Below are 18,861 nucleotides of genomic sequence, written 5' to 3' on the forward strand. Positions count from 1 at the left end.
TCACCGTCGCCATCGCCATGGCCGCCACCATGACCGTGACCGCCGCCGTCACCGTCGCCACCCCCACCGTGGCCACCGCCACCTGAGGTGCCGCCACCCGAAGTGCCGCCACCCGAAGTGCCGCCACCCGAGGTACCGCCACCCGAAGTACCGCCACCCGAAGTACCGCCACCCGAGGTGCCGCCACCCGAGGTGCCGCCACCCGAAGTACCGCCACCCGAAGTACCGCCACCCGAAGTACCTCCACCCGAGGTACCGCCACCCGAGGTACCACCACCCGAAGTGCCACCACCTGAACCACCGTTGCCGGACGCATTGCCTCCGCGGCCCGTGCCGCTCGTACTGCCTGACGTTCCACCTGTCGTTCCGCCGACACCGGCAGGTCCGACGGCGCCGTTCCCATTGTTGCCGCCGCTGCCGTTCCCGCTGCCATTGCCACTACCGCTGCCACCGCCGTTCCCATTGCCGCTGCCGCTCGCGCCGGCACCGCCATTCCCGACGCCGCGGCCGGCATAAACGTGCACCGCGCACGCAGCCGGATCGGCGGCGCACGGCGATGCGTTCTCGACCAGCGTCATGATGGTGTCCGCGCTGGCGTTCGCGTCGGACGCGGAGTCAGGTGTCGTGTTCTGTGCGACGGCATACGAGCAGCAGCACGCAAACGCGGCCGCGGCCAGCAAGGTTGCACGAGGGCGCCGTCCCGCCGCGCGGAACGGTTGTTTCGTCTTATGCATCATGGCCTCCCCATGCGCGCGATGCCTCGTTGCCGCGCGACTATTTACGTGTGGTGCAGGGGGGCGTAAAAGATTCGTTGTCCTATCGTCGGCCGATGGCATTCGCGGCCGGCGCTTGACGCCAGCCGCGAATGCGGATCGGCACGCGGGCCCGCCGTGCGAATCCCTATCTGCGAGATTCGTGCCATCGGCCGCGCGGGACCGTGGCGAAAGGCGGGAGCCGTCGCGCGATCACGCATGCAACGTCGTTGGGGAGCGTTTTGTTGCCGGAATGAAACGTCGGGAGCGTCGTTCAGCGCGCCGGCGCGTCGGTCGCGCGTTGCCAGCGGTGGAACAGGATCGACGCGATCCAGCAGACGAGGAACAGCGCGACGATGCCGTAGCCGATCGAGCCGAAGCGTTCGCCGAGCGCATCGAGCGTGTCGCGCACGGGGCCCGTCAGCGACAGCTTGTCGGCCAGCAGGCCGGCTGCCTCGATCCCGCCGATCGCCAGCGCGACGGCCGCCGACACGAACGTGATGCTCGCGTTGTAGAGCAGCTTGCGCTGCGGATCGTCCATCGCCCAGCCGTATGCCTGAATCATCAGGACGTTGTCGGTCGAGTCGATCAGCGTCATGCCGGCGGTGAAAAGCGCGGGGAACAGCATGATCGTATAGACCGGCAGCCCCTGGCTCGCCTGCGCGGCGGCGATCGCGAGCAGGCCGATTTCGGTTGCAGTATCGAAACCGAGCCCGAACAGCACGCCGACCGGATACATGTGCCAGCTCTTCGACACGAACCGGAACAGCGGGCGCAGCAACCGCGCTACGAGTCCGGCGGGACGATGATCATGCGCGCCGTCGTGCGTGTGCCCGGATGCGCCGCGATAGCGTCGCCACACGTCGCGCAGGATCATCAGGTTCACGCACGCGAGCACCAGCAGGAAGGTGGCCGATACCGCCGTGCCGATCGTGCCGCCGATCTCGCGGAACGCATCGAAGCGGTCGCGCAGCGCGAACGCGGTCAGCGCGATGCCGAGCGTCGCGGCGATCACGATCGTCGAATGGCCGAGCGAGAAGAACAGGCCGACGCTCACCGGACGCTGGCCGTCCTGCATCAGCTTGCGCGTCGCGACGTCGATCGCGGCGATGTGATCCGCGTCGACCGCATGACGCAGCCCGAGCCCGTACGCGATCGCCGCGGTGCCGAGCAGCAGCGGATGGTCGCGCAGCACCGCGAGCGCCCACAGCCAGACGGCGACGTTCGCGGCGATCAGGCCGGCATAGAGGGTCAGCAGGCGGCGCAGGGCAGGAGTGGGCGGCATCGGGCGGGTTCCATCTGACGATTCGCCATCCATTGTGGCACGCGAAAAAAAGCTCGGCGCGCCGATCAACAAGCCTCGAACGCGATGCGCGCCGGATGAAAAAAAACCCGTCCGGAACCGGACGGGCTTTGCGTGCCAGCGACAGGGCGCGGGCGAGCGGCGCTTACTTCGTCTTCGCGTTGATCACGGCTTCCGACACGTTCGCCGGCGTTTCCGCGTAATGCTTGAACTCCATCGAGTACGTCGCACGGCCCTGCGTGGCCGAGCGCAGCGACGTCGAATAGCCGAACATCTCCGCGAGCGGCACCTCGGCGCGCACCAGCTTGCCGCCGCCGCCCGCGATGTCCTCCATCCCCTGCACGATGCCGCGCCGGCTCGACAGGTCGCCCATCACGTTGCCCATGAAGTCCTCGGGCGTCTCGACCTCGACGGCCATCATCGGTTCGAGCAGCACCGGCTTCGCCTTGCGCATCGCTTCCTTGAACGCCATCGAGCCGGCCATCCGGAACGCGTTTTCGTTCGAGTCGACGTCGTGGTACGAACCGAACGTCAGATGCACCTTCACGTCGACGACCGGGTAGCCCGCGAGCACGCCGCTCTTCAGCGTCTCGGTGATGCCCTTGTCGACGGCCGGGATGAACTCGCGCGGAATCACGCCGCCCTTGATCTCGTCGAGGAACTCGTAGCCCTTGCCCGGGTTCGGCTCGAGCGTGATCACTGCATGGCCGTACTGGCCGCGACCGCCCGACTGCTTGACGAACTTGCCTTCGACGTCGGCGGCCGTCGTGCGCACCGTTTCGCGATACGCGACCTGCGGCTTGCCGACCGTCGCTTCGACGCCGAACTCGCGCTTCATCCGGTCGACCAGGATTTCGAGGTGGAGCTCGCCCATCCCCGAAATGATCGTCTGGCCGGACTCTTCGTCGGTCTGCACGCGGAACGACGGATCTTCCTGCGCGAGGCGGTTCAGCGCGAGGCCCATCTTTTCCTGGTCGGCCTTCGTCTTCGGCTCGACGGCCTGCGAGATCACCGGCTCCGGGAATTCCATCTTCTCGAGGATGATCGGCTTCGCCGGATCGCACAGCGTGTCGCCGGTGGTCGCTTCCTTCAGGCCGACGGCCGCCGCGATGTCGCCCGCGCGCACTTCCTTGATTTCCTTGCGCTCGTTCGCGTGCATCTGCAGGATCCGGCCGAGCCGCTCCTTCTTGTCCTTCGTCGCGTTGAGCACCGTGTCGCCCGACTCGACGACGCCCGAATACACGCGGAAGAAGATCAGCTGGCCGACGAACGGGTCGGTCATGATCTTGAACGCGAGCGCCGAGAACGGCTCGTCGTCGCTCGGATGACGTTCCGCCGGCTTTTCCGGATCGACGAAGTCGTGGCCGAGGATCGCGGGCACGTCGACCGGCGACGGCAGGTAGTCGATCACCGCGTCGAGCATCGCCTGCACGCCCTTGTTCTTGAACGCGCTGCCGCACAGCATCGGCACGATCTCGTTCGCGATCGTGCGCTTGCGCAGCGCGGCCTTGATCTCGTCCTCGGTCAGCGATTCATGGTCGTGCAGATACTTGTCGAGCAGTTCCTCGCTCGCTTCGGCCGCGGCCTCGACCATCTTCTCGCGCCATTCGTGCGCGAGCTCGACGAGATTCGCGGGGATGTCCTCGTACGAGAACTTCACGCCCTGGCTTTCGTCGTCCCACACGATCGCCTTCATCTTCACGAGATCGACGACGCCCTGGAAATGATCTTCCGCGCCGATCGGAATCTGGATCGGCACGGCGACGCCTTTCAGGCGCTCGCCGATCTGCTTCTGCACGCGGAAGAAGTCGGCGCCGATCCGGTCCATCTTGTTGACGAACGCGATGCGCGGCACCTTGTACTTGTTCGCCTGGCGCCACACGGTTTCCGATTGCGGCTGCACGCCGCCGACCGAGTCGTAGACCATGCACGCGCCGTCGAGCACGCGCATCGAGCGCTCGACTTCGATCGTGAAGTCGACGTGGCCGGGCGTATCGATGATGTTGATGCGGTGTTCCGGATAGTTGCCGGCCATGCCTTTCCAGAAGGCCGTGGTCGCCGCCGACGTGATCGTGATGCCGCGTTCCTGCTCCTGCTCCATCCAGTCCATCGTGGCCGCGCCGTCGTGCACTTCACCGATCTTGTGGCTCACGCCGGTGTAAAACAGGATGCGCTCGGTCGTCGTGGTCTTGCCGGCATCGATGTGAGCGCTGATCCCGATATTTCGATAGCGCTCGATGGGGGTTTTGCGGGGCACGTGAACCTCCTGGTGGTTCGGATCGTAAGCGGGGCGGCTGGGGCCGACCCGGGTTGGAACAAGCGAGACTTCAAGCATAGCGCTTGCGCGTGGCTTTTGCAGATGCGGCCTGCGCCGGCGGAATCAAGGCGTGCGTCGCCGCCGACGGGCGAAAAAAAGCCGGCGCCCGACAAGAAATAACGGGCGGCCGGCTTTCGGTCGGTGCGCGGCGCGGCGCCGCCGCGCGGGCCGGTGCCGTTACTGGGCCCGCGGCAGGCCTCGAGCTTCATGCCGGGCTTGATGCCCTTCGCGGCGAACCAGCCCTTGCTCATTTCGAGCGCATAGACGCCGTTGTTGCGCGGACAGTGGTTGTCGGTGGTTTCCGCGCGCATCTCGTCGATGTCGGTGATCGTGCCGTCCGCGCGGATGAACGCGATCGACAGCGGAATCAGCGTGTTCTTCATCCAGAAGCAGTGCACGGCGTTCTCGTTGAAGACGAACAGCATGCCTTCGTTCGGCGCGAGCTGCGAACGGTACATCAGCCCCTGTTCGCGGTCGGCGTCGTTGGCGGCGACGGCCGCGTCGATCACGTACATGCCGGCTCGCAGCTTCACGCGCGGGAACTCGCTCGGCTGCTTGGCGCCGGGCGGCACTTGGGCGCCGGCAGCCTGCATGCCGAGCGCGAGGACGGCGAGGGCGGCGGGAAACACGGCGGCGCGCGCAAGGCGGCCGAGCGACGAGCGCAGGGAGAATGACACAGCATGGCTCCTGTCTGGAAAACGAGACCCGCATGGTACGCGATGCGCGCCGGCGGGCACAAAAAAGAAAAAGGCAGATCGCCTTGCGGTGATCTGCCTTTCAACGCCGTAAGAACGGCAGGACTGCGTGTTCTTGACTGCGTTATTACAGCTGGCTTACTTAGTTCGAAGCAGCTGCCGGTGCTGCTGCGTCGCTTGCTGCAGCCTTCTTCGATGCCTTGTGGTGCTTCTTGGCAGCGTGGTGCTTCTTGGCAGCGTGCTTAGCCGGTGCCGAAGCAGCTTCTGCCGGTGCCGGAGCAGCTTCCGGAGCCGAAGCTTGTGCGAAAGCTGCCGTTGCGAAGAGACCAGCGACCAGAGCGGCGATCAGTTTGTTCATGTTGTGTTCCTCAGCTTTAGTTAATTAACCAAATGACCCGGCAATAGGAGTCATGTCGTCTAACGGTGCCATCCACCTTTCGGTTGACAGACGCTTCGAGAAATTTCTCTTTGCGCTGCGGGCGCCGAATCGTATTCGAATAAAACGTCGCTTTCGTGACGCAAACACGGGGTTCGGCTGCCAATGCCGGATAGCTAAGGTTGGCATCTGCGTGGTTTAACGCGCGATCTCCGCAGCCGGTTGACGAAAAAGATGACGAAAAATGCGCGCGTCCCCGATTCGTCATCCGGCGGGCGCGAAACCGTCCCACGGCGCGCGCGGCGGCAGCGCGATCGTTTCGCCTGGTGCAATGCCGAGCGCGAATATGTCGAGCGCACCGATGCCGACGCGCACCAGGCGCAACGTCGGGAAGCCGACGGCCGCCGTCATCCGGCGCACCTGCCGGTTCTTGCCCTCGGTGATCGCCAGCTCGATCCACGTGGTCGGGATCGCGGCGCGGTAGCGGATCGGCGGATTGCGCGGCCACAGCGTGTCGGGCGGCTCGATGAATTCGGCGCGGCACGGGCGCGTCACGTAGTCGCCGAGGTCGACGCCGCGTGCGAGCGCCTTCAGGTCGGCCGGCCCCGGCGCGCCGTCGACCTGCGCCCAGTAGCGCTTCACCAGCTTGTGGCGCGGCTCCGCGATGCGGGCCTGCAGCGCGCCGTCGTCGGTGAGCAGCAGCAGCCCCTCGCTGTCCGCGTCGAGCCGGCCGGCCGCGTACACGCCGGGCGTTTTTACCCAGTCGCCGAGCGACGGCCGCGTCTCGTGCGCGGAAAACTGGCAAATCGTGCCGAACGGCTTGTTGAGGGCGATCAGGTTCATGGCAGGGCGCCCGCCCGGCGCCCCGCAGGGAGCGGGGGCGGGCGGTCTATGGCAAATGGCGGAATCTTAATGCATAATACGGAACGGCAAGTCCTCTGTCTTATATAAGACATAAGTGAGGTCTTGATACGCAGTGCCGCGGTTCGCGCCGAAGTGCCCGGTTGGGGCGCTAGAATAGCGGCTCGCTGTTGTCGTCACGGGGTGGCCATGCCGCGCCCCCGCCGCGCGCGCAGCTTCGACCAGCATCACCTGCTCAGCCACGTCACTGGAGTCGATCATGCCGTATCAGCACATCAAGGTTCCGGAGGGCGGTGACAAGATCACCGTCAACAAGGACTTCTCGCTCAACGTTTCCGATCAGCCGATCATTCCCTATATCGAAGGCGACGGTACGGGCTTCGATATCACGCCGGTCATGATCAAGGTCGTCGACGCGGCGGTCGCGCATGCCTACAAGGGCCAGCGCAAAATCCACTGGATGGAGATTTTCGCGGGCGAGAAGGCGACCAAGGTGTACGGTCCGGACGTGTGGCTGCCGGACGAAACGCTGCAGGTGCTGAAGGAATACGTGGTGTCGATCAAGGGGCCGCTCACGACCCCGGTCGGCGGCGGCATCCGTTCGCTGAACGTCGCGCTGCGCCAGGAGCTCGACCTGTACGTGTGCCTGCGCCCGGTCCAGTACTTCAAGGGCGTGCCGTCGCCGGTGCGCGAGCCGCAGAAGATCGACATGGTGATCTTCCGCGAGAACTCGGAAGACATCTACGCGGGCATCGAATGGGCCGCGGGCTCCGAGCAGGCGAAGAAGGTCATCAAGTTCCTGCAGGACGAGATGGGCGTGAAGAAGATCCGCTTCCCGGAAACCTCGGGGATCGGCGTCAAGCCCGTGTCGACCGAAGGCACCGAGCGCCTCGTGCGCAAGGCGATCCAGTATGCGATCGACAACGATCGCAAGTCGGTCACGCTGGTGCACAAGGGCAACATCATGAAGTTCACGGAAGGCCTGTTCCGTGACGCCGGCTACGCGCTCGCGCAGAAGGAATTCGGCGGCGAACTGATCGACGGCGGCCCGTGGATGCGCGTGAAGAACCCGAGGACGGGCAACGAGATCGTGATCAAGGATTCGATCGCCGACGCGTTCCTGCAGCAGATCCTGCTGCGCCCGGCCGAATACGACGTGATCGCGACGCTGAACCTGAACGGCGACTACATCTCCGACGCACTGGCCGCGCAGGTCGGCGGCATCGGGATCGCGCCGGGCGCGAACCTGTCGGATTCGGTCGCGATGTTCGAGGCGACGCACGGCACGGCGCCGAAGTACGCAGGCAAGGATTACGTGAACCCGGGTTCCGAGATCCTGTCGGCGGAAATGATGCTGCGCCACCTCGGCTGGACGGAAGCAGCCGATACGATCATCGCCGCGATGGAGAAGTCGATCCTGCAGAAGCGCGTCACGTACGACTTCGCGCGCCTGATGGAAGGCGCGACGCAGGTGTCGTGCTCCGGCTTCGGCGAAGTGCTGATCGAGAACATGTAAGACCCCTTCCGGGGTGGGCCGGCGCGTTGCCGGCCGCCCCGGCGCTGACTGCCGGCGCCGGAGCGTTTCGTGGATGGCAGGTTTTGTTGGCAGGGCGGTCCGGCATGCGGGCCGCGGCGCCGCGATGCGGCCCGGAAGCCCTGCAAGGTAGAACATGACGGCCCTCGCAACACCACCGCCCGGCTGAGCCGGCGCGCCCCTTTCGCGACCGACCCGGTCGCTCCCCGCCGGTTACCGCCGGCGCTCCTCAGTTCAACAATCACGTAGCAATGCTTTGACCACCATGTCCACTTCGCCCAAGATCATCTACACCCTCACCGACGAAGCGCCGGCGCTCGCGACCTATTCGCTGCTGCCGATCGTCAAGGCCTTCACGCGTTCGTCCGGCGTCGCCGTCGAAACGCGCGACATCTCGCTCGCCGGCCGCATCATCGCGGCCTTCGCAGACGTCCTGCCGTCGGAGCAGAAGGGTTCCGACGATCTGGCCGAGCTGGGCCAGCTCACGCTGAAGCCGGAAGCGAACATCATCAAGCTGCCGAACATCAGCGCATCGGTGCCGCAGCTGAAGGCCGCGATCGCCGAACTGCAGGCGCAGGGCTACGCACTGCCGGCCTATCCGGAAGATCCGTCGACGGACGAAGAGAAGGCCGTCAAGGCGCGTTACGACAAGATCAAGGGCAGCGCGGTGAACCCGGTGCTGCGCGAAGGCAACTCCGACCGCCGCGCGCCGCTGTCGGTCAAGAACTACGCACGCAAGCATCCGCACAAGATGGGCGCATGGAAGTCCACGTCGAAGTCCCACGTCGCGCACATGACCGAAGGCGACTTCTACGGCAGCGAGAAGTCGGCGCTGATCGCCGAGGCCGGCAGCGTGAAGATCGAACTCACGACGACCGACGGCGCGAAGAAGGTGCTGAAGGAAAAGACCGCCGTGAAGGCCGGTGAAGTGATCGACGCATCGGTGATGAGCCGCAACGCGCTGCGCAGCTTCATCGAAGCGCAGATCGCCGACGCGAAGGCGCAGGACGTGCTGTTCTCGGTGCACCTGAAGGCGACCATGATGAAGGTCTCGGACCCGATCCTGTTCGGTCACTTCGTGTCGGTGTTCTACCGCGACGCGCTCGCGAAGCACGCGGACGTGCTGGCGAAGGCCGGCTTCAACCCGAACAACGGGATCGGCGACCTGTACGCGCGCCTGAAGGACCTGCCGGCCGACACGCGCGAAGCGATCGAAGCCGACGTCAAGGCCGAATACGCAGTGCGCCCGCGCCTCGCGATGGTCAACTCGGACAAGGGCATCACGAACCTGCACGTGCCGAGCGACGTGATCGTCGACGCGTCGATGCCGGCGATGATCCGCGATTCGGGCGGCATGTGGGGCCCGGACGGTCAACTGTACGACGCGAAGGCCGTGATTCCGGACCGCTGCTACGCGGGCGTCTACCAGGCCGTGATCGAGGACTGCAAGCAGCACGGCGCGTTCGATCCGGTCACGATGGGCAGCGTGCCGAACGTCGGCCTGATGGCGCAGGCGGCCGAGGAATACGGTTCGCACGACAAGACGTTCCAGATCCCGGCGGACGGCGTCGTGCGCGTCATCGACGAAGCCGGCAACGTGCTGCTCGAGCACGCGGTCGAGTCGGGTGACATCTGGCGCATGTGCCAGACGAAGGACGCACCGGTGCAGGACTGGGTCAAGCTCGCGGTCAACCGCGCCCGCGCGACCGGCGCCCCGGCCGTGTTCTGGCTCGATCCGGCGCGCGCGCACGATGCGCAGATCATCGCGAAGGTCGAACGCTACCTGAAGGATCACGACACGAACGGCCTCGACATCCGCATCATGACGCCGGTCGAAGCCACGCGTTTCTCGCTCGAGCGCATCCGCGCGGGCAAGGACACGATCTCGGTCACCGGCAACGTGCTGCGCGACTACCTGACCGACCTGTTCCCGATCATGGAACTCGGCACCAGCGCGAAGATGCTGTCGATCGTGCCGCTGATGGCCGGCGGCGGGATGTTCGAAACGGGGGCGGGCGGCTCGGCACCGAAGCACGTGCAGCAGTTCGTCGAGGAAGGCTTCCTGCGCTGGGATTCGCTCGGCGAATTCCTCGCGCTGGCCGCGTCGCTCGAACATCTCGGCAACGCGTACCAGAACCCGAAGGCGCTCGTGCTCGCGAAGACGCTCGACCAGGCGACCGGCAAGTTCCTGGACGAGAACAAGTCGCCGGCGCGCAAGGTCGGCGGCCTCGACAACCGCGGCAGCCACTTCTACCTGTGCCTGTACTGGGCGCAGGCGCTGGCCGAGCAGACCGAGGACGCCGCGCTGAAGGCGCAGTTCGAAGGCGTGGCGAAGGCGCTGTCCGACAGCGAAGCGCGCATCCTGGAAGAACTGGCGGCCGCGCAAGGCAAGCCGCAGGCGATCGGCGGCTACTACCGTCCGAACGTCGACCTGACGAGCCAGGCAATGCGCCCGAGCGCGACGCTGAACGGCATCGTTGACGCGGTCGCCTGACGCCGGCCGCGCAATCGCGCGAGCCGATGCATGTGCCGGCGCGGCGGATTGAACGGTTCGCCGCCCGGCACACAAGAAAAACGCCCCGGTCGCCCGGGGCGTTTGTCGTTGCAGGCTTGCCATTCAGACGTGAACGATTTCCCATTCGGCGATTTCGTCCGGCACTTCGAGCGTCGCCGTGTCCAGTTCGGACGGTTGCGCGCAGTCGCCGCGGGAGATGCGGTCGGCTGCCACTTCCGGGCACGAGAACGCGCCGAGCGAAGCGTTGCCGAACGTCGCTTCCCAGCCGCCGTTTGCCGGCAGGATGTAGAACGACCCGAGCGCTGAACCAAAGCGAAATCCCTTCATTTCCGTTCTCCCTTTCTGATCACGAGCGATTCTGTTGTGCCGCCTGCCGGCTCGGCCGGCTGTGGCCCGACTGGCTGCTTGCGCCGGGTTCCGTATCGAACGCCGTGGCGAAGCGTCAGTGCATGGAACAAAGTCTACGTCCGCGACCTGCTCGCATGGTGCATGTAGAACGGCTTCTCGAAACAAAAATTCTCTTTTAAAAACAAATAATTATTTAATGCGTTTTGTATTGCGGAACGTTTTTCGGCATCGCGAAACGGGAAATTTGTGCCCTGCACCACGAATTTTTATAACGCAGTGACTTGTTCCGCATCGTGAAAAATTGGCGGATTGGCGGATCATCGATGCAACAGGTGCGAACGCGAGGGACGAGCGGAAGGCGCAAAGGGGCGATAGGTGAACGGCAGTCGCTGCCGAAGCGCCGCTCGGCGATGCCGGTCATGGCGCTGAATCCGGCGCGGTAGCGCCGCTTGCTGCGGCGTATCGCCGCCCGTCAGGCAGCGTTTTTCGATCGGGCCCTGCGGTTATGATGACGCGACCGCCGCGGCTGTCGCGCGGCGCCGCATGAATAACGAGGATCGATTGATGAGACGGAGAACCTTCCTGTCGCGCGCCATCGGCGTCGCGGCCGCGTCGCTGTTCGCGCGCACTGCGTGGGCGCAGCATGCCGGTCACGCGGGCATGGCCGGCATGGATTCGATGGACGACATGCCGGGCATGTCGGGTATGTCAGGGATGGCGGCGCACGCGCAGCACGGCACGCCCGCGCCGGCCGCGCTCGCGGCCGCCGACGCGCTGCCGGCCGGCGCGCCGCTCGCGACGTTGCGCACGCTGGCCAACGAAAGCCGTGAGCCCGGTACGTTCCGGGCCACGCTGGTTGCTCAACCGGTGGCGCGACCGCTGCTGCGCGGTGCGAAGCCGACGACGTTCTGGCAGTTCGGCGCGGGCACGCAGGGGCCGGTTGTCGGCCCGCTGATCGACGTGCGCGAGGGCGATACGGTCGAGATCCGGTTCGTGAACAAGCTGCCGCAGCCGTCGACGATCCACTGGCACGGCCTGCCCGTGCCGCCCGACCAGGACGGCAACCCGTCCGATCCCGTCGCGCCCGGCGCGTCGCGCGTGTATCGCTTCACGCTGCCGAAGGGCAGCGCCGGCACTTACTGGTACCACCCGCATCCGCACATGATGACCGCCGAGCAGGTGTTCCGCGGGCTGGCCGGCCCGTTCGTCGTGCGCGCAGCGGACGATCCGCTTGCCGGCTGGACCGAGCGCCACCTGTTCGTGTCGGACCTGAAGCTTGCGCGCGACGGCACGATTGCGCGGAACGACATGATGGACTGGATGAACGGCCGTGAAGGTCAATTCGTGCTGGTCAACGGCGCGCGCCGGCCGCGCATCGACGTCGCGGGCGACGAACGCTGGCGTGTCTGGAACGCGTGCAGCGCACGTTACCTGCGCATCGCGTTCGATGACGGCCGCGCGTTCGAGCACGCGGGTACCGACGGCGGGTTGTTCGACGCGCCGCGGCGCGTGACGTCGTTGCTGATTGCGCCGGGCGAGCGCGCGGAGTTGCTGGTGCGCGCCGGCGACCGTGCGTCGCGCGCGGTGCTGCAGGCGGCCGAGTACGACCGCCGCAAGATGGCGATGTCGCACGACGACGGCCACGGCAGCCTGCCGCCCGATCCGGCGCTGGCGCTGGCCGATGTCGCGTTTGCGCCCGCCGGGGCCCGTGCACTGCCTGCCACGCTGCGCGCGGTGCCGCCGCTGGGCGAACCGGTGGCGCACAAGACGGTCGCGTTCGGCGAGGAAATGGACATGGACGCGATGATGAAGGGCGCGGCGCACGGCCGCCCGGCGGGCATGCGCTTCACGATCAACGGCGACACCTACGCGCCGCACCGCGCGACGCTGACGAGCCGCCGCGGCGACGTCGAGCGCTGGGAGATCCGCAATTCGACGGACATGGACCACCCGTTCCATCTGCACGGCACGCAGTTCCAGGTGATCGAGCGGGCGTCGGCCGGTTCGCGCACGAGCGAACCGTTCCGCGCGTGGCGCGATACCGTGAACGTGCGCAGCGGTGAAACCGTGTCGATTCTCGTCACGCAAGACATGCCCGGTGAGCGCATGTTTCACTGCCACATTCTCGAACACGAGGATCTCGGCATGATGGGTACGCTGAAGGTCGTGTAACGAAGCCGAGAATGTGTTTCACATGCGGATTCGTTATCCGATCTGCATGCGCGACGAGACAATGCGTGTTCAATTATCGGGATTGAACGAAAAGGCCGGCCAATCGATTATCGATTGGCCGGCCTCAAAAAAAGAAACCCGGCGCTGTGCGCCGGGTTTCTTCGTCCGATATCCGATGCCTTTATGCGGCCTGGATGTTCGACGCTTGCTTGCCCTTCGGTCCTTGAACGACGTCAAAGCTCACCTTCTGGCCTTCCTTCAGCGTCTTGAAGCCATTCATGGTGATAGCCGAGAAGTGCGCAAACAGATCCTCACCGCCCTCGTCGGGAGTGATGAAACCGAAGCCCTTCGCGTCGTTGAACCACTTAACGATACCAGTTGCCATTTTCCTACTTCCCCTGTCACACAGTCGCTGCTACTTACCACGAGCACGCTCGAAAAGCTAAACGACTGAAAATACAGTCGTTCCCCCCTCACAAGCTCACCTCGGCCTCTTTCGTTTCGCCAATCGGCAAATTGAAAAAAGTGCCAGCTTGATTGTTGGCGCTCTTTATTGGAGTGTCAAGTGGAATTTTTCGACGTTTAGAGGGTCGTTGTAAAGAACCCATTTTCAGGGTTTTTCCGGCTTTGCTTTGCAGCATGTGGCCAAGCGCGGGGGCTTGAAAAGCCGCATAATCGGCTCATATACCAGGCTCGAGTGACACGCGTTCGAGTCGTCCCGGCTTGTGGGATACTGGATGCGGACACGACGTTCCGGTGCGATTCCCCCTGACGGTTCGTGTTCCGCGCCATGCGTGAAAGCCGGCACCGCAGCCGGCTTTCGCATGGCGCGAGGACGATCGCGTGTTCCGGGATACCGGGGAGGGCGCCGGCCGGTCGGTCGGGTAATGGCAGGATTGCGGGCCTGTCCGAGTTGTTTAGAATGGGTGTATGGCGATTATCCCGGACAAGCAGGACAGTACCGTCCTGGAACGCAAGCAGCAGAAGCTCAAGCCGCCTTCGATGTACAAGGTGGTGCTGCTGAACGACGACTTCACGCCGATGGAGTTCGTCGTGATGGTGGTCCAGGAGTATTTCAAGAAGGATCGCGAGACGGCCACGCAGATCATGCTGAAGGTCCATCGCGAAGGGCGAGGGGTATGTGGGGTCTATACGCGGGACATCGCGTCGACCAAGGTTGAGCAAGTCGTTACCCATGCGCGGCAGGCAGGGCATCCGCTGCAGTGCGTGATGGAGGAAGCATGATTGCCCAGGAATTGGAAGTCAGCCTGCACATGGCGTTCATGGAAGCACGCCAGGCGCGCCATGAGTTCATTACGGTCGAGCATCTGCTGCTGGCCCTGCTGGATAATCCGACGGCGGCCGAGGTGTTGCGCGCGTGCGCGGCAAACATCGAGGACCTGCGTCAGAACCTGCGCAATTTCATCCACGACAACACACCGACCGTCCCGGGCACCGACGACGTCGATACCCAGCCGACGCTCGGTTTCCAGCGCGTGATCCAGCGCGCGATCATGCACGTCCAGTCGACGTCGAACGGCAAGAAGGAAGTGACCGGCGCGAACGTGCTGGTCGCGATCTTCGGCGAGAAGGATTCGCACGCCGTGTACTACCTGCAGCAGCAGGGCGTCACGCGCCTCGACGTGGTGAACTTCATTTCGCACGGCATCGCGAAGACGAACGGCGGCGAAGCCGCGAAGTCGACCGACGCAAACGCGGAAAGCGAAGACGCGAATGCGCAGAAGGAAACGCCGCTCGCGCAGTTCACGCAGAACCTGAACCAGATGGCGAAGGACGGCCGCATCGATCCGCTGATCGGTCGCGAGCCCGAGGTCGAGCGCGTCGTGCAGGTGCTGTGCCGCCGGCGCAAGAACAACCCGCTGCTCGTCGGCGAAGCCGGCGTCGGCAAGACCGCGATCGCGGAAGGGCTCGCGTATCGGATCACGCGCGGCGAAGTGCCGGACATCCTCGCGAACGCGCAGGTGTACTCGCTCGACATGGGCGCGCTGCTGGCAGGCACCAAGTATCGCGGCGATTTCGAGCAGCGTCTGAAGACGGTGCTGAAGGAACTCAAGGAGCGCCCGCACGCGATCCTGTTCATCGACGAAATCCATACGCTGATCGGCGCGGGCGCCGCGTCGGGCGGCACGCTCGATGCGTCGAACCTGCTGAAGCCGGCGCTGTCGTCGGGCACGCTCAAGTGCATCGGCGCGACCACGTTCACCGAATATCGCGGCATCTTCGAGAAGGATGCGGCGCTGTCGCGGCGCTTCCAGAAGGTCGACGTGACGGAGCCGAGCGTCGAGCAGACGGTCGCGATCCTGCGCGGGCTGAAGTCGCGCTTCGAGGAGCACCACGGCGTCAAGTATTCGTCGGGCGCGCTGTCGGCCGCGGCCGAGCTGTCGGCGCGCTTCATCACCGACCGGCACCTGCCGGACAAGGCGATCGACGTGATCGACGAGGCGGGCGCCGCGCAGCGCATCCTGCCGAAGTCGAAGCAGAAGAAGACGATCGGCAAGGGCGAGATCGAGGAAATCATCTCGAAGATCGCACGCGTGCCGGCGCAAAGCGTGTCGCAGGACGATCGCAGCAAGCTGCAGACGCTCGATCGCGACCTGAAGAGCGTCGTATTCGGCCAGGATCCCGCGATCGACGCGCTCGCGGCCTCGATCAAGATGGCGCGCGCGGGCCTCGGCAAGATGGACAAGCCGATAGGCGCGTTCCTGTTCTCCGGCCCGACGGGCGTCGGCAAGACCGAAGTGGCGCGCCAGCTCGCGTTCACGCTCGGCATCGAGCTGATCCGCTTCGACATGTCGGAATACATGGAGCGTCACGCGGTGAGCCGGCTGATCGGCGCGCCGCCGGGCTACGTCGGGTTCGACCAGGGCGGCCTCTTGACCGAAGCCGTCACGAAGAAGCCGCATTGCGTGCTGCTGCTCGACGAAATCGAGAAGGCGCATCCGGACATCTTCAACGTGCTGCTGCAGGTGATGGACCACGGCACGCTGACGGACAACAACGGCCGCAAGGCGGATTTCCGCAACGTCATCATCATCATGACGACGAACGCGGGCGCCGAGTCGATGCAGAAGGCGACGATCGGCTTCACGACGCGCCGCGAAACCGGCGACGAGATGACCGACATCAAGCGCCTGTTCACGCCGGAGTTCCGCAACCGTCTGGATGCGATCATCAGCTTCCGCTCGCTCGATGAGGAAATCATCATGCGCGTGGTCGACAAGTTCCTGATCCAGCTCGAGGAACAGTTGCACGAGAAGAAGGTCGACGCGCTCTTCACCGACGCGTTGCGCAAGCATCTCGCGAAGCACGGCTTCGACCCGCTGATGGGTGCGCGGCCGATGCAGCGGCTGATCCAGGACACGATCCGCCGTGCGCTGGCCGACGAACTGCTGTTCGGCAAGCTGCTGAACGGCGGCCACGTGACGGTCGACGTTGACGAAAGCGACAAGGTGCAGTTGTCGTTCGACAAGCTGGCGAACCCGCCGCACAAGCCGAACGAAGAGACGGTCGAAGTCGAGTAAGCGATAATTCGTGGTTCATGCGAACGGCGCGGGAAGTTCTCCGCGCCGTTTCGTTTTATCCGGCGCCGGCGGCGCGATGGTGGTGCAGGGGAGTGGTAACGCAGTGACACAACAACAACGGTCGTTCGACGATATCGTCGCGCGCGAACAAGGGTTGCGCCACGCGCTGACGTCGGGGCAGATGGCGATGATCGCGATCGGCGGCGCGATCGGCACGGGGCTGTTTCTCGGCAGCGGGTTCGCGATCGGGCTCGCCGGCCCGAGCGTGCTGGTTTCGTATGCGATCGGCGCGCTGATCGCGCTGCTGCTGATGGGCGCGCTCGCGGAAATGACGGTCGCGCATCCGACGGCCGGCTCGTTCGGCGCCTATGCCGAGCATTACGTCGGCCCGCTCGCGGGTTTTCTCGTGCGTTATGCGTATTGGTTCGCGGTCGTGTTCGCGATCGGCACCGAAATCAGCGCGATCGCCGTGTTCATGAAGTACTGGTTCCCGGCCGTGCCCGGCTGGTACTGGGTGATCGGCTTCTCCGTGCTGCTGATCGCGGTGAACCTCGCGAGCGTCACGCTGTACGGGACGGTCGAATACGCGTTTTCGCTGCTGAAGATCGCGGCGATCGTCGTGTTCATCCTGCTCGGCGCCTATCTCGTCTGGTCGGCGCCGGCCGCATCGGGCATCGGCTTCGCGAACTACATCGCGCATGGCGGCTTCATGCCGAAGGGGCCGTGGGGGACGTGGGTCGCGGTGATCGTCGCGATCTTCAGCTACATGAGCATCGAAGCCGTCGCGATCGCGGCCGGCGAGGCGCGCGATCCGCAGCACGCGGTCACACGCGCATTCCGCTCGACCGTGTTCCGGCTCGTGCTGTTCTACCTGCTGACGCTTGCGCTGATGCTCGCGATCGTGCCGTGGACGCAGGCCGGCACCGACGAAAGCCCGTTCGTGAAGGTGATGGCCGCGACGCACGTGCCGTACGCGGCGGGCGTGATCAACTTCGTGCTGCTGATCGCGGCGCTGTCGGCGATGAACAGCCAGCTGTACGTGACGACGCGGATGATGTTCAGCCTGTCGCGCGCGCGCCTCGCGCCCGCGGTGTTCGGCCGGCTCGGCGCGAACGGCGTGCCGCGCGCGGCGCTGTGGATCTCGACGAGTGGTGTTGCGGTCGCGGCCGTGCTGGTCGCGCTCGCGCCCGACACCGCATTCACGGTGATGATGGCGATCGCGATGTTCGGCGCGCTGTTCACGTGGCTGATGATCTTCGTCACCCACCTGCGGTTCCGTTCGCAGTATCGCGGCCCCGCGCTCGCGTTCCGGATGTGGGGGCACCCGTTCGGCAGCCTGCTCGGCGCGGGGCTCGTGGCCGCAATCCTGCTGACGACCGCTTTCACGCGCGAATTCCGGATGACGATGGTGGTCGGCGTCGTATTCGTCGTGCTGCTGACGCTCGCCTATGCGCTGCATTACCGGCACCGACACGCGCGCTGACCGCGCCGGCGTGGCCGCCCATGCCGTTCGTCACACTCGCTAAGGTTCCGTTAAGCGAGCGGCGACTACATTCGATCCTGTCTGCAAGGCGCGCGGTCCGTACCGGCGCGCCCTCTCCTGCAAAAAGGGGTTCGAATGAACAAACTTCCCGAAATCACGCTCGCGTTCTGGATCATGAAGATCTGCGCGACGACGCTCGGCGAAACGGGCGGCGACCTGCTGTCGATGACGCTGAACGTCGGCTACGCGGTGAGCTCGATCCTGCTGTTCGGTTTCTTTCTCGTCACGCTGGGCGCCCAGCTCAGGACGACGCGCTATCGCCCGGCGATCTACTGGGCCGTGATCGTCGCGACGAGCACGGCCGGCACGACGATGTCCGATTTCATGGATCGCACGCTCGGCCTCGGCTATGCGGCCGGCTCGTCGATTCTGGTCGCGATCCTGCTGGCGATCTTCGCGGTCTGGCGCCTCAGCGGCGAATCGCTGTCGGTCGACCTGATCCGTACGCGCAAGGTCGAGCTGCTGTACTGGATCGCGATCCTGTTCTCGAACACGCTCGGCACCGCGCTCGGCGACTTCCTCGCGGATAGCTCGGGCCTCGGCTTCGGCGGCGGCGCGCTGCTGATCGGCGGGCTGCTGGCGGTGATCGTGCTCGCGCACTACTTCACGCGAATCTCCGGCGTGCTGCTGTTCTGGGCCGCGTTCGTGCTCACGCGTCCGTTCGGTGCGACGGTCGGCGACCTGCTGACGAAGCCGGTCGCGAAGGGCGGACTCGCGCTCGGCACGGTCGGCTCGTCGGCCGTGCTGCTCGGCGTGCTGGTCGCGATGGTCGTCTATGCGAGCATCGCGCAGGCGCGGCGCCGTGAGCCGGCGCCCGCGCGGATCGCGCAACCTGCCGGCAAGTGACGGCGCGGGGAAAAGGAAAAGGGGGCCGTTTTTCAACCGCCCCTTTTTTCGTGCTGC

15 protein-coding genes and 2 pseudogenes are annotated in these 18,861 nt (G+C 65.3%); 7 read left to right on the forward strand and 10 right to left on the reverse strand.

The window, feature by feature from the left end:
* The 6 genes and pseudogenes from HWW87_RS37230 to HWW87_RS21910 all read right to left on the reverse strand — a co-directional run.
* Window positions 1–734 (reverse strand): annotated as a pseudogene (locus tag HWW87_RS37230) (hypothetical protein); the annotation flags it as partial.
* Between the two features lie 292 nt (window positions 735–1,026).
* A complete protein-coding gene (locus HWW87_RS21890; RefSeq protein ID WP_175822127.1) occupies window positions 1,027–2,037 on the reverse strand; it encodes a HoxN/HupN/NixA family nickel/cobalt transporter in 1,011 nt (336 codons plus the stop codon).
* Window positions 2,038–2,200: 163 nt separating this feature from the next.
* Window positions 2,201–4,312 (reverse strand): elongation factor G, encoded by a 2,112-nt coding sequence (fusA, locus tag HWW87_RS21895; protein ID WP_175822128.1) that lies wholly within the window; start codon window positions 4,310–4,312, stop codon window positions 2,201–2,203.
* A 257-nt stretch (window positions 4,313–4,569) separates the two neighbouring features.
* Window positions 4,570–5,049: pseudogene (locus HWW87_RS21900) on the reverse strand (DUF192 domain-containing protein); the annotation flags it as partial.
* 160 nt (window positions 5,050–5,209) lie between these two features.
* A complete protein-coding gene (locus tag HWW87_RS21905; RefSeq protein ID WP_175822129.1) occupies window positions 5,210–5,425 on the reverse strand; it encodes a hypothetical protein in 216 nt (71 codons plus the stop codon).
* A gap of 282 nt (window positions 5,426–5,707) precedes the next feature.
* A complete protein-coding gene (locus HWW87_RS21910) occupies window positions 5,708–6,286 on the reverse strand; it encodes a pseudouridine synthase (protein WP_006490892.1) in 579 nt (192 codons plus the stop codon).
* 277 nt (window positions 6,287–6,563) lie between these two features.
* On the opposite strand from HWW87_RS21910, the gene icd reads away from it, so the two are divergent.
* Entirely contained in the window at window positions 6,564–7,820 is a 1,257-nt protein-coding gene (icd, locus tag HWW87_RS21915) for an NADP-dependent isocitrate dehydrogenase (protein ID WP_174390882.1), read from the forward strand.
* A gap of 283 nt (window positions 7,821–8,103) precedes the next feature.
* Window positions 8,104–10,332 carry an NADP-dependent isocitrate dehydrogenase gene (locus HWW87_RS21920; protein ID WP_175822130.1) on the forward strand — a complete coding sequence of 743 codons (2,229 nt, stop codon included), beginning with the start codon at window positions 8,104–8,106 and terminating at the stop codon, window positions 10,330–10,332.
* Window positions 10,333–10,455: 123 nt separating this feature from the next.
* Here HWW87_RS21920 and HWW87_RS21925 read toward each other — a convergent pair whose 3' ends face one another.
* Both HWW87_RS21925 and HWW87_RS21930 read right to left on the reverse strand, forming a co-directional pair.
* Complete coding sequence (locus tag HWW87_RS21925) at window positions 10,456–10,680, reverse strand: hypothetical protein (RefSeq protein ID WP_006478028.1); 225 nt, start codon at window positions 10,678–10,680, stop codon at window positions 10,456–10,458.
* Between the two features lie 214 nt (window positions 10,681–10,894).
* Window positions 10,895–11,122, reverse strand: coding sequence for a hypothetical protein (locus HWW87_RS21930; protein ID WP_175822131.1), 228 nt, complete (start codon window positions 11,120–11,122; stop codon window positions 10,895–10,897).
* A gap of 143 nt (window positions 11,123–11,265) precedes the next feature.
* Here HWW87_RS21930 and HWW87_RS21935 point away from each other — a divergent pair, with 143 nt between their 5' ends.
* On the forward strand, window positions 11,266–12,873 hold the full coding sequence (locus tag HWW87_RS21935; protein ID WP_175822132.1) for a multicopper oxidase family protein: 1,608 nt from the start codon (window positions 11,266–11,268) through the stop codon (window positions 12,871–12,873).
* Window positions 12,874–13,054: 181 nt separating this feature from the next.
* Here HWW87_RS21935 and HWW87_RS21940 read toward each other — a convergent pair whose 3' ends face one another.
* Window positions 13,055–13,258 (reverse strand): cold-shock protein, encoded by a 204-nt coding sequence (locus HWW87_RS21940; protein WP_006478030.1) that lies wholly within the window; start codon window positions 13,256–13,258, stop codon window positions 13,055–13,057.
* An 88-nt stretch (window positions 13,259–13,346) separates the two neighbouring features.
* Window positions 13,347–13,514 (reverse strand): hypothetical protein, encoded by a 168-nt coding sequence (locus HWW87_RS21945; protein ID WP_174432481.1) that lies wholly within the window; start codon window positions 13,512–13,514, stop codon window positions 13,347–13,349.
* 289 nt (window positions 13,515–13,803) lie between these two features.
* Here HWW87_RS21945 and clpS point away from each other — a divergent pair, with 289 nt between their 5' ends.
* The 4 genes from clpS (at window position 13,804) to HWW87_RS21965 (ending at window position 18,804) form a co-directional block, all read left to right on the forward strand.
* A complete protein-coding gene (clpS, locus tag HWW87_RS21950) occupies window positions 13,804–14,118 on the forward strand; it encodes an ATP-dependent Clp protease adapter ClpS (RefSeq protein WP_006398529.1) in 315 nt (104 codons plus the stop codon).
* Entirely contained in the window at window positions 14,115–16,415 is a 2,301-nt protein-coding gene (gene clpA / locus HWW87_RS21955; RefSeq protein ID WP_174390886.1) for an ATP-dependent Clp protease ATP-binding subunit ClpA, read from the forward strand. Before clpS ends, clpA begins: the two co-directional genes overlap by 4 nt.
* Window positions 16,416–16,518: 103 nt before the next feature.
* The gene (locus tag HWW87_RS21960) at window positions 16,519–17,898 is read left to right on the forward strand and encodes an amino acid permease (protein WP_175822133.1); all 1,380 of its coding nucleotides are present in this window, start codon (window positions 16,519–16,521) and stop codon (window positions 17,896–17,898) included.
* 135 nt (window positions 17,899–18,033) lie between these two features.
* Window positions 18,034–18,804 carry a hypothetical protein gene (locus HWW87_RS21965; protein ID WP_174432484.1) on the forward strand — a complete coding sequence of 257 codons (771 nt, stop codon included), beginning with the start codon at window positions 18,034–18,036 and terminating at the stop codon, window positions 18,802–18,804.
* Window positions 18,805–18,861 lie beyond the last annotated feature (57 nt).

It is taken from the genome of Burkholderia sp. BCC0419, from assembly GCF_902830285.1.
Taxonomy (GTDB): domain Bacteria; phylum Pseudomonadota; class Gammaproteobacteria; order Burkholderiales; family Burkholderiaceae; genus Burkholderia.

What these genes read in the sequence shown, in the direction of transcription:
- HWW87_RS21890 (WP_175822127.1), bottom strand. Translation starts at nt 2,037, where the DNA reads ATGCCGCCCACTCCTGCCCTGCGCCGCCTGCTGACCCTCTATGCCGGC.
- HWW87_RS21905 (WP_175822129.1), bottom strand. Translation starts at nt 5,425, where the DNA reads ATGAACAAACTGATCGCCGCTCTGGTCGCTGGTCTCTTCGCAACGGCA.
- HWW87_RS21910 (WP_006490892.1), bottom strand. Translation starts at nt 6,286, where the DNA reads ATGAACCTGATCGCCCTCAACAAGCCGTTCGGCACGATTTGCCAGTTT.
- icd (WP_174390882.1), top strand. Translation starts at nt 6,564, where the DNA reads ATGCCGTATCAGCACATCAAGGTTCCGGAGGGCGGTGACAAGATCACC.
- HWW87_RS21920 (WP_175822130.1), top strand. Translation starts at nt 8,104, where the DNA reads ATGTCCACTTCGCCCAAGATCATCTACACCCTCACCGACGAAGCGCCG.
- HWW87_RS21925 (WP_006478028.1), bottom strand. Translation starts at nt 10,680, where the DNA reads ATGAAGGGATTTCGCTTTGGTTCAGCGCTCGGGTCGTTCTACATCCTG.
- HWW87_RS21930 (WP_175822131.1), bottom strand. Translation starts at nt 11,122, where the DNA reads ATGACCGGCATCGCCGAGCGGCGCTTCGGCAGCGACTGCCGTTCACCT.
- HWW87_RS21935 (WP_175822132.1), top strand. Translation starts at nt 11,266, where the DNA reads ATGAGACGGAGAACCTTCCTGTCGCGCGCCATCGGCGTCGCGGCCGCG.
- HWW87_RS21940 (WP_006478030.1), bottom strand. Translation starts at nt 13,258, where the DNA reads ATGGCAACTGGTATCGTTAAGTGGTTCAACGACGCGAAGGGCTTCGGT.
- HWW87_RS21945 (WP_174432481.1), bottom strand. Translation starts at nt 13,514, where the DNA reads ATGCTGCAAAGCAAAGCCGGAAAAACCCTGAAAATGGGTTCTTTACAA.
- clpS (WP_006398529.1), top strand. Translation starts at nt 13,804, where the DNA reads ATGGCGATTATCCCGGACAAGCAGGACAGTACCGTCCTGGAACGCAAG.
- clpA (WP_174390886.1), top strand. Translation starts at nt 14,115, where the DNA reads ATGATTGCCCAGGAATTGGAAGTCAGCCTGCACATGGCGTTCATGGAA.
- HWW87_RS21965 (WP_174432484.1), top strand. Translation starts at nt 18,034, where the DNA reads ATGAACAAACTTCCCGAAATCACGCTCGCGTTCTGGATCATGAAGATC.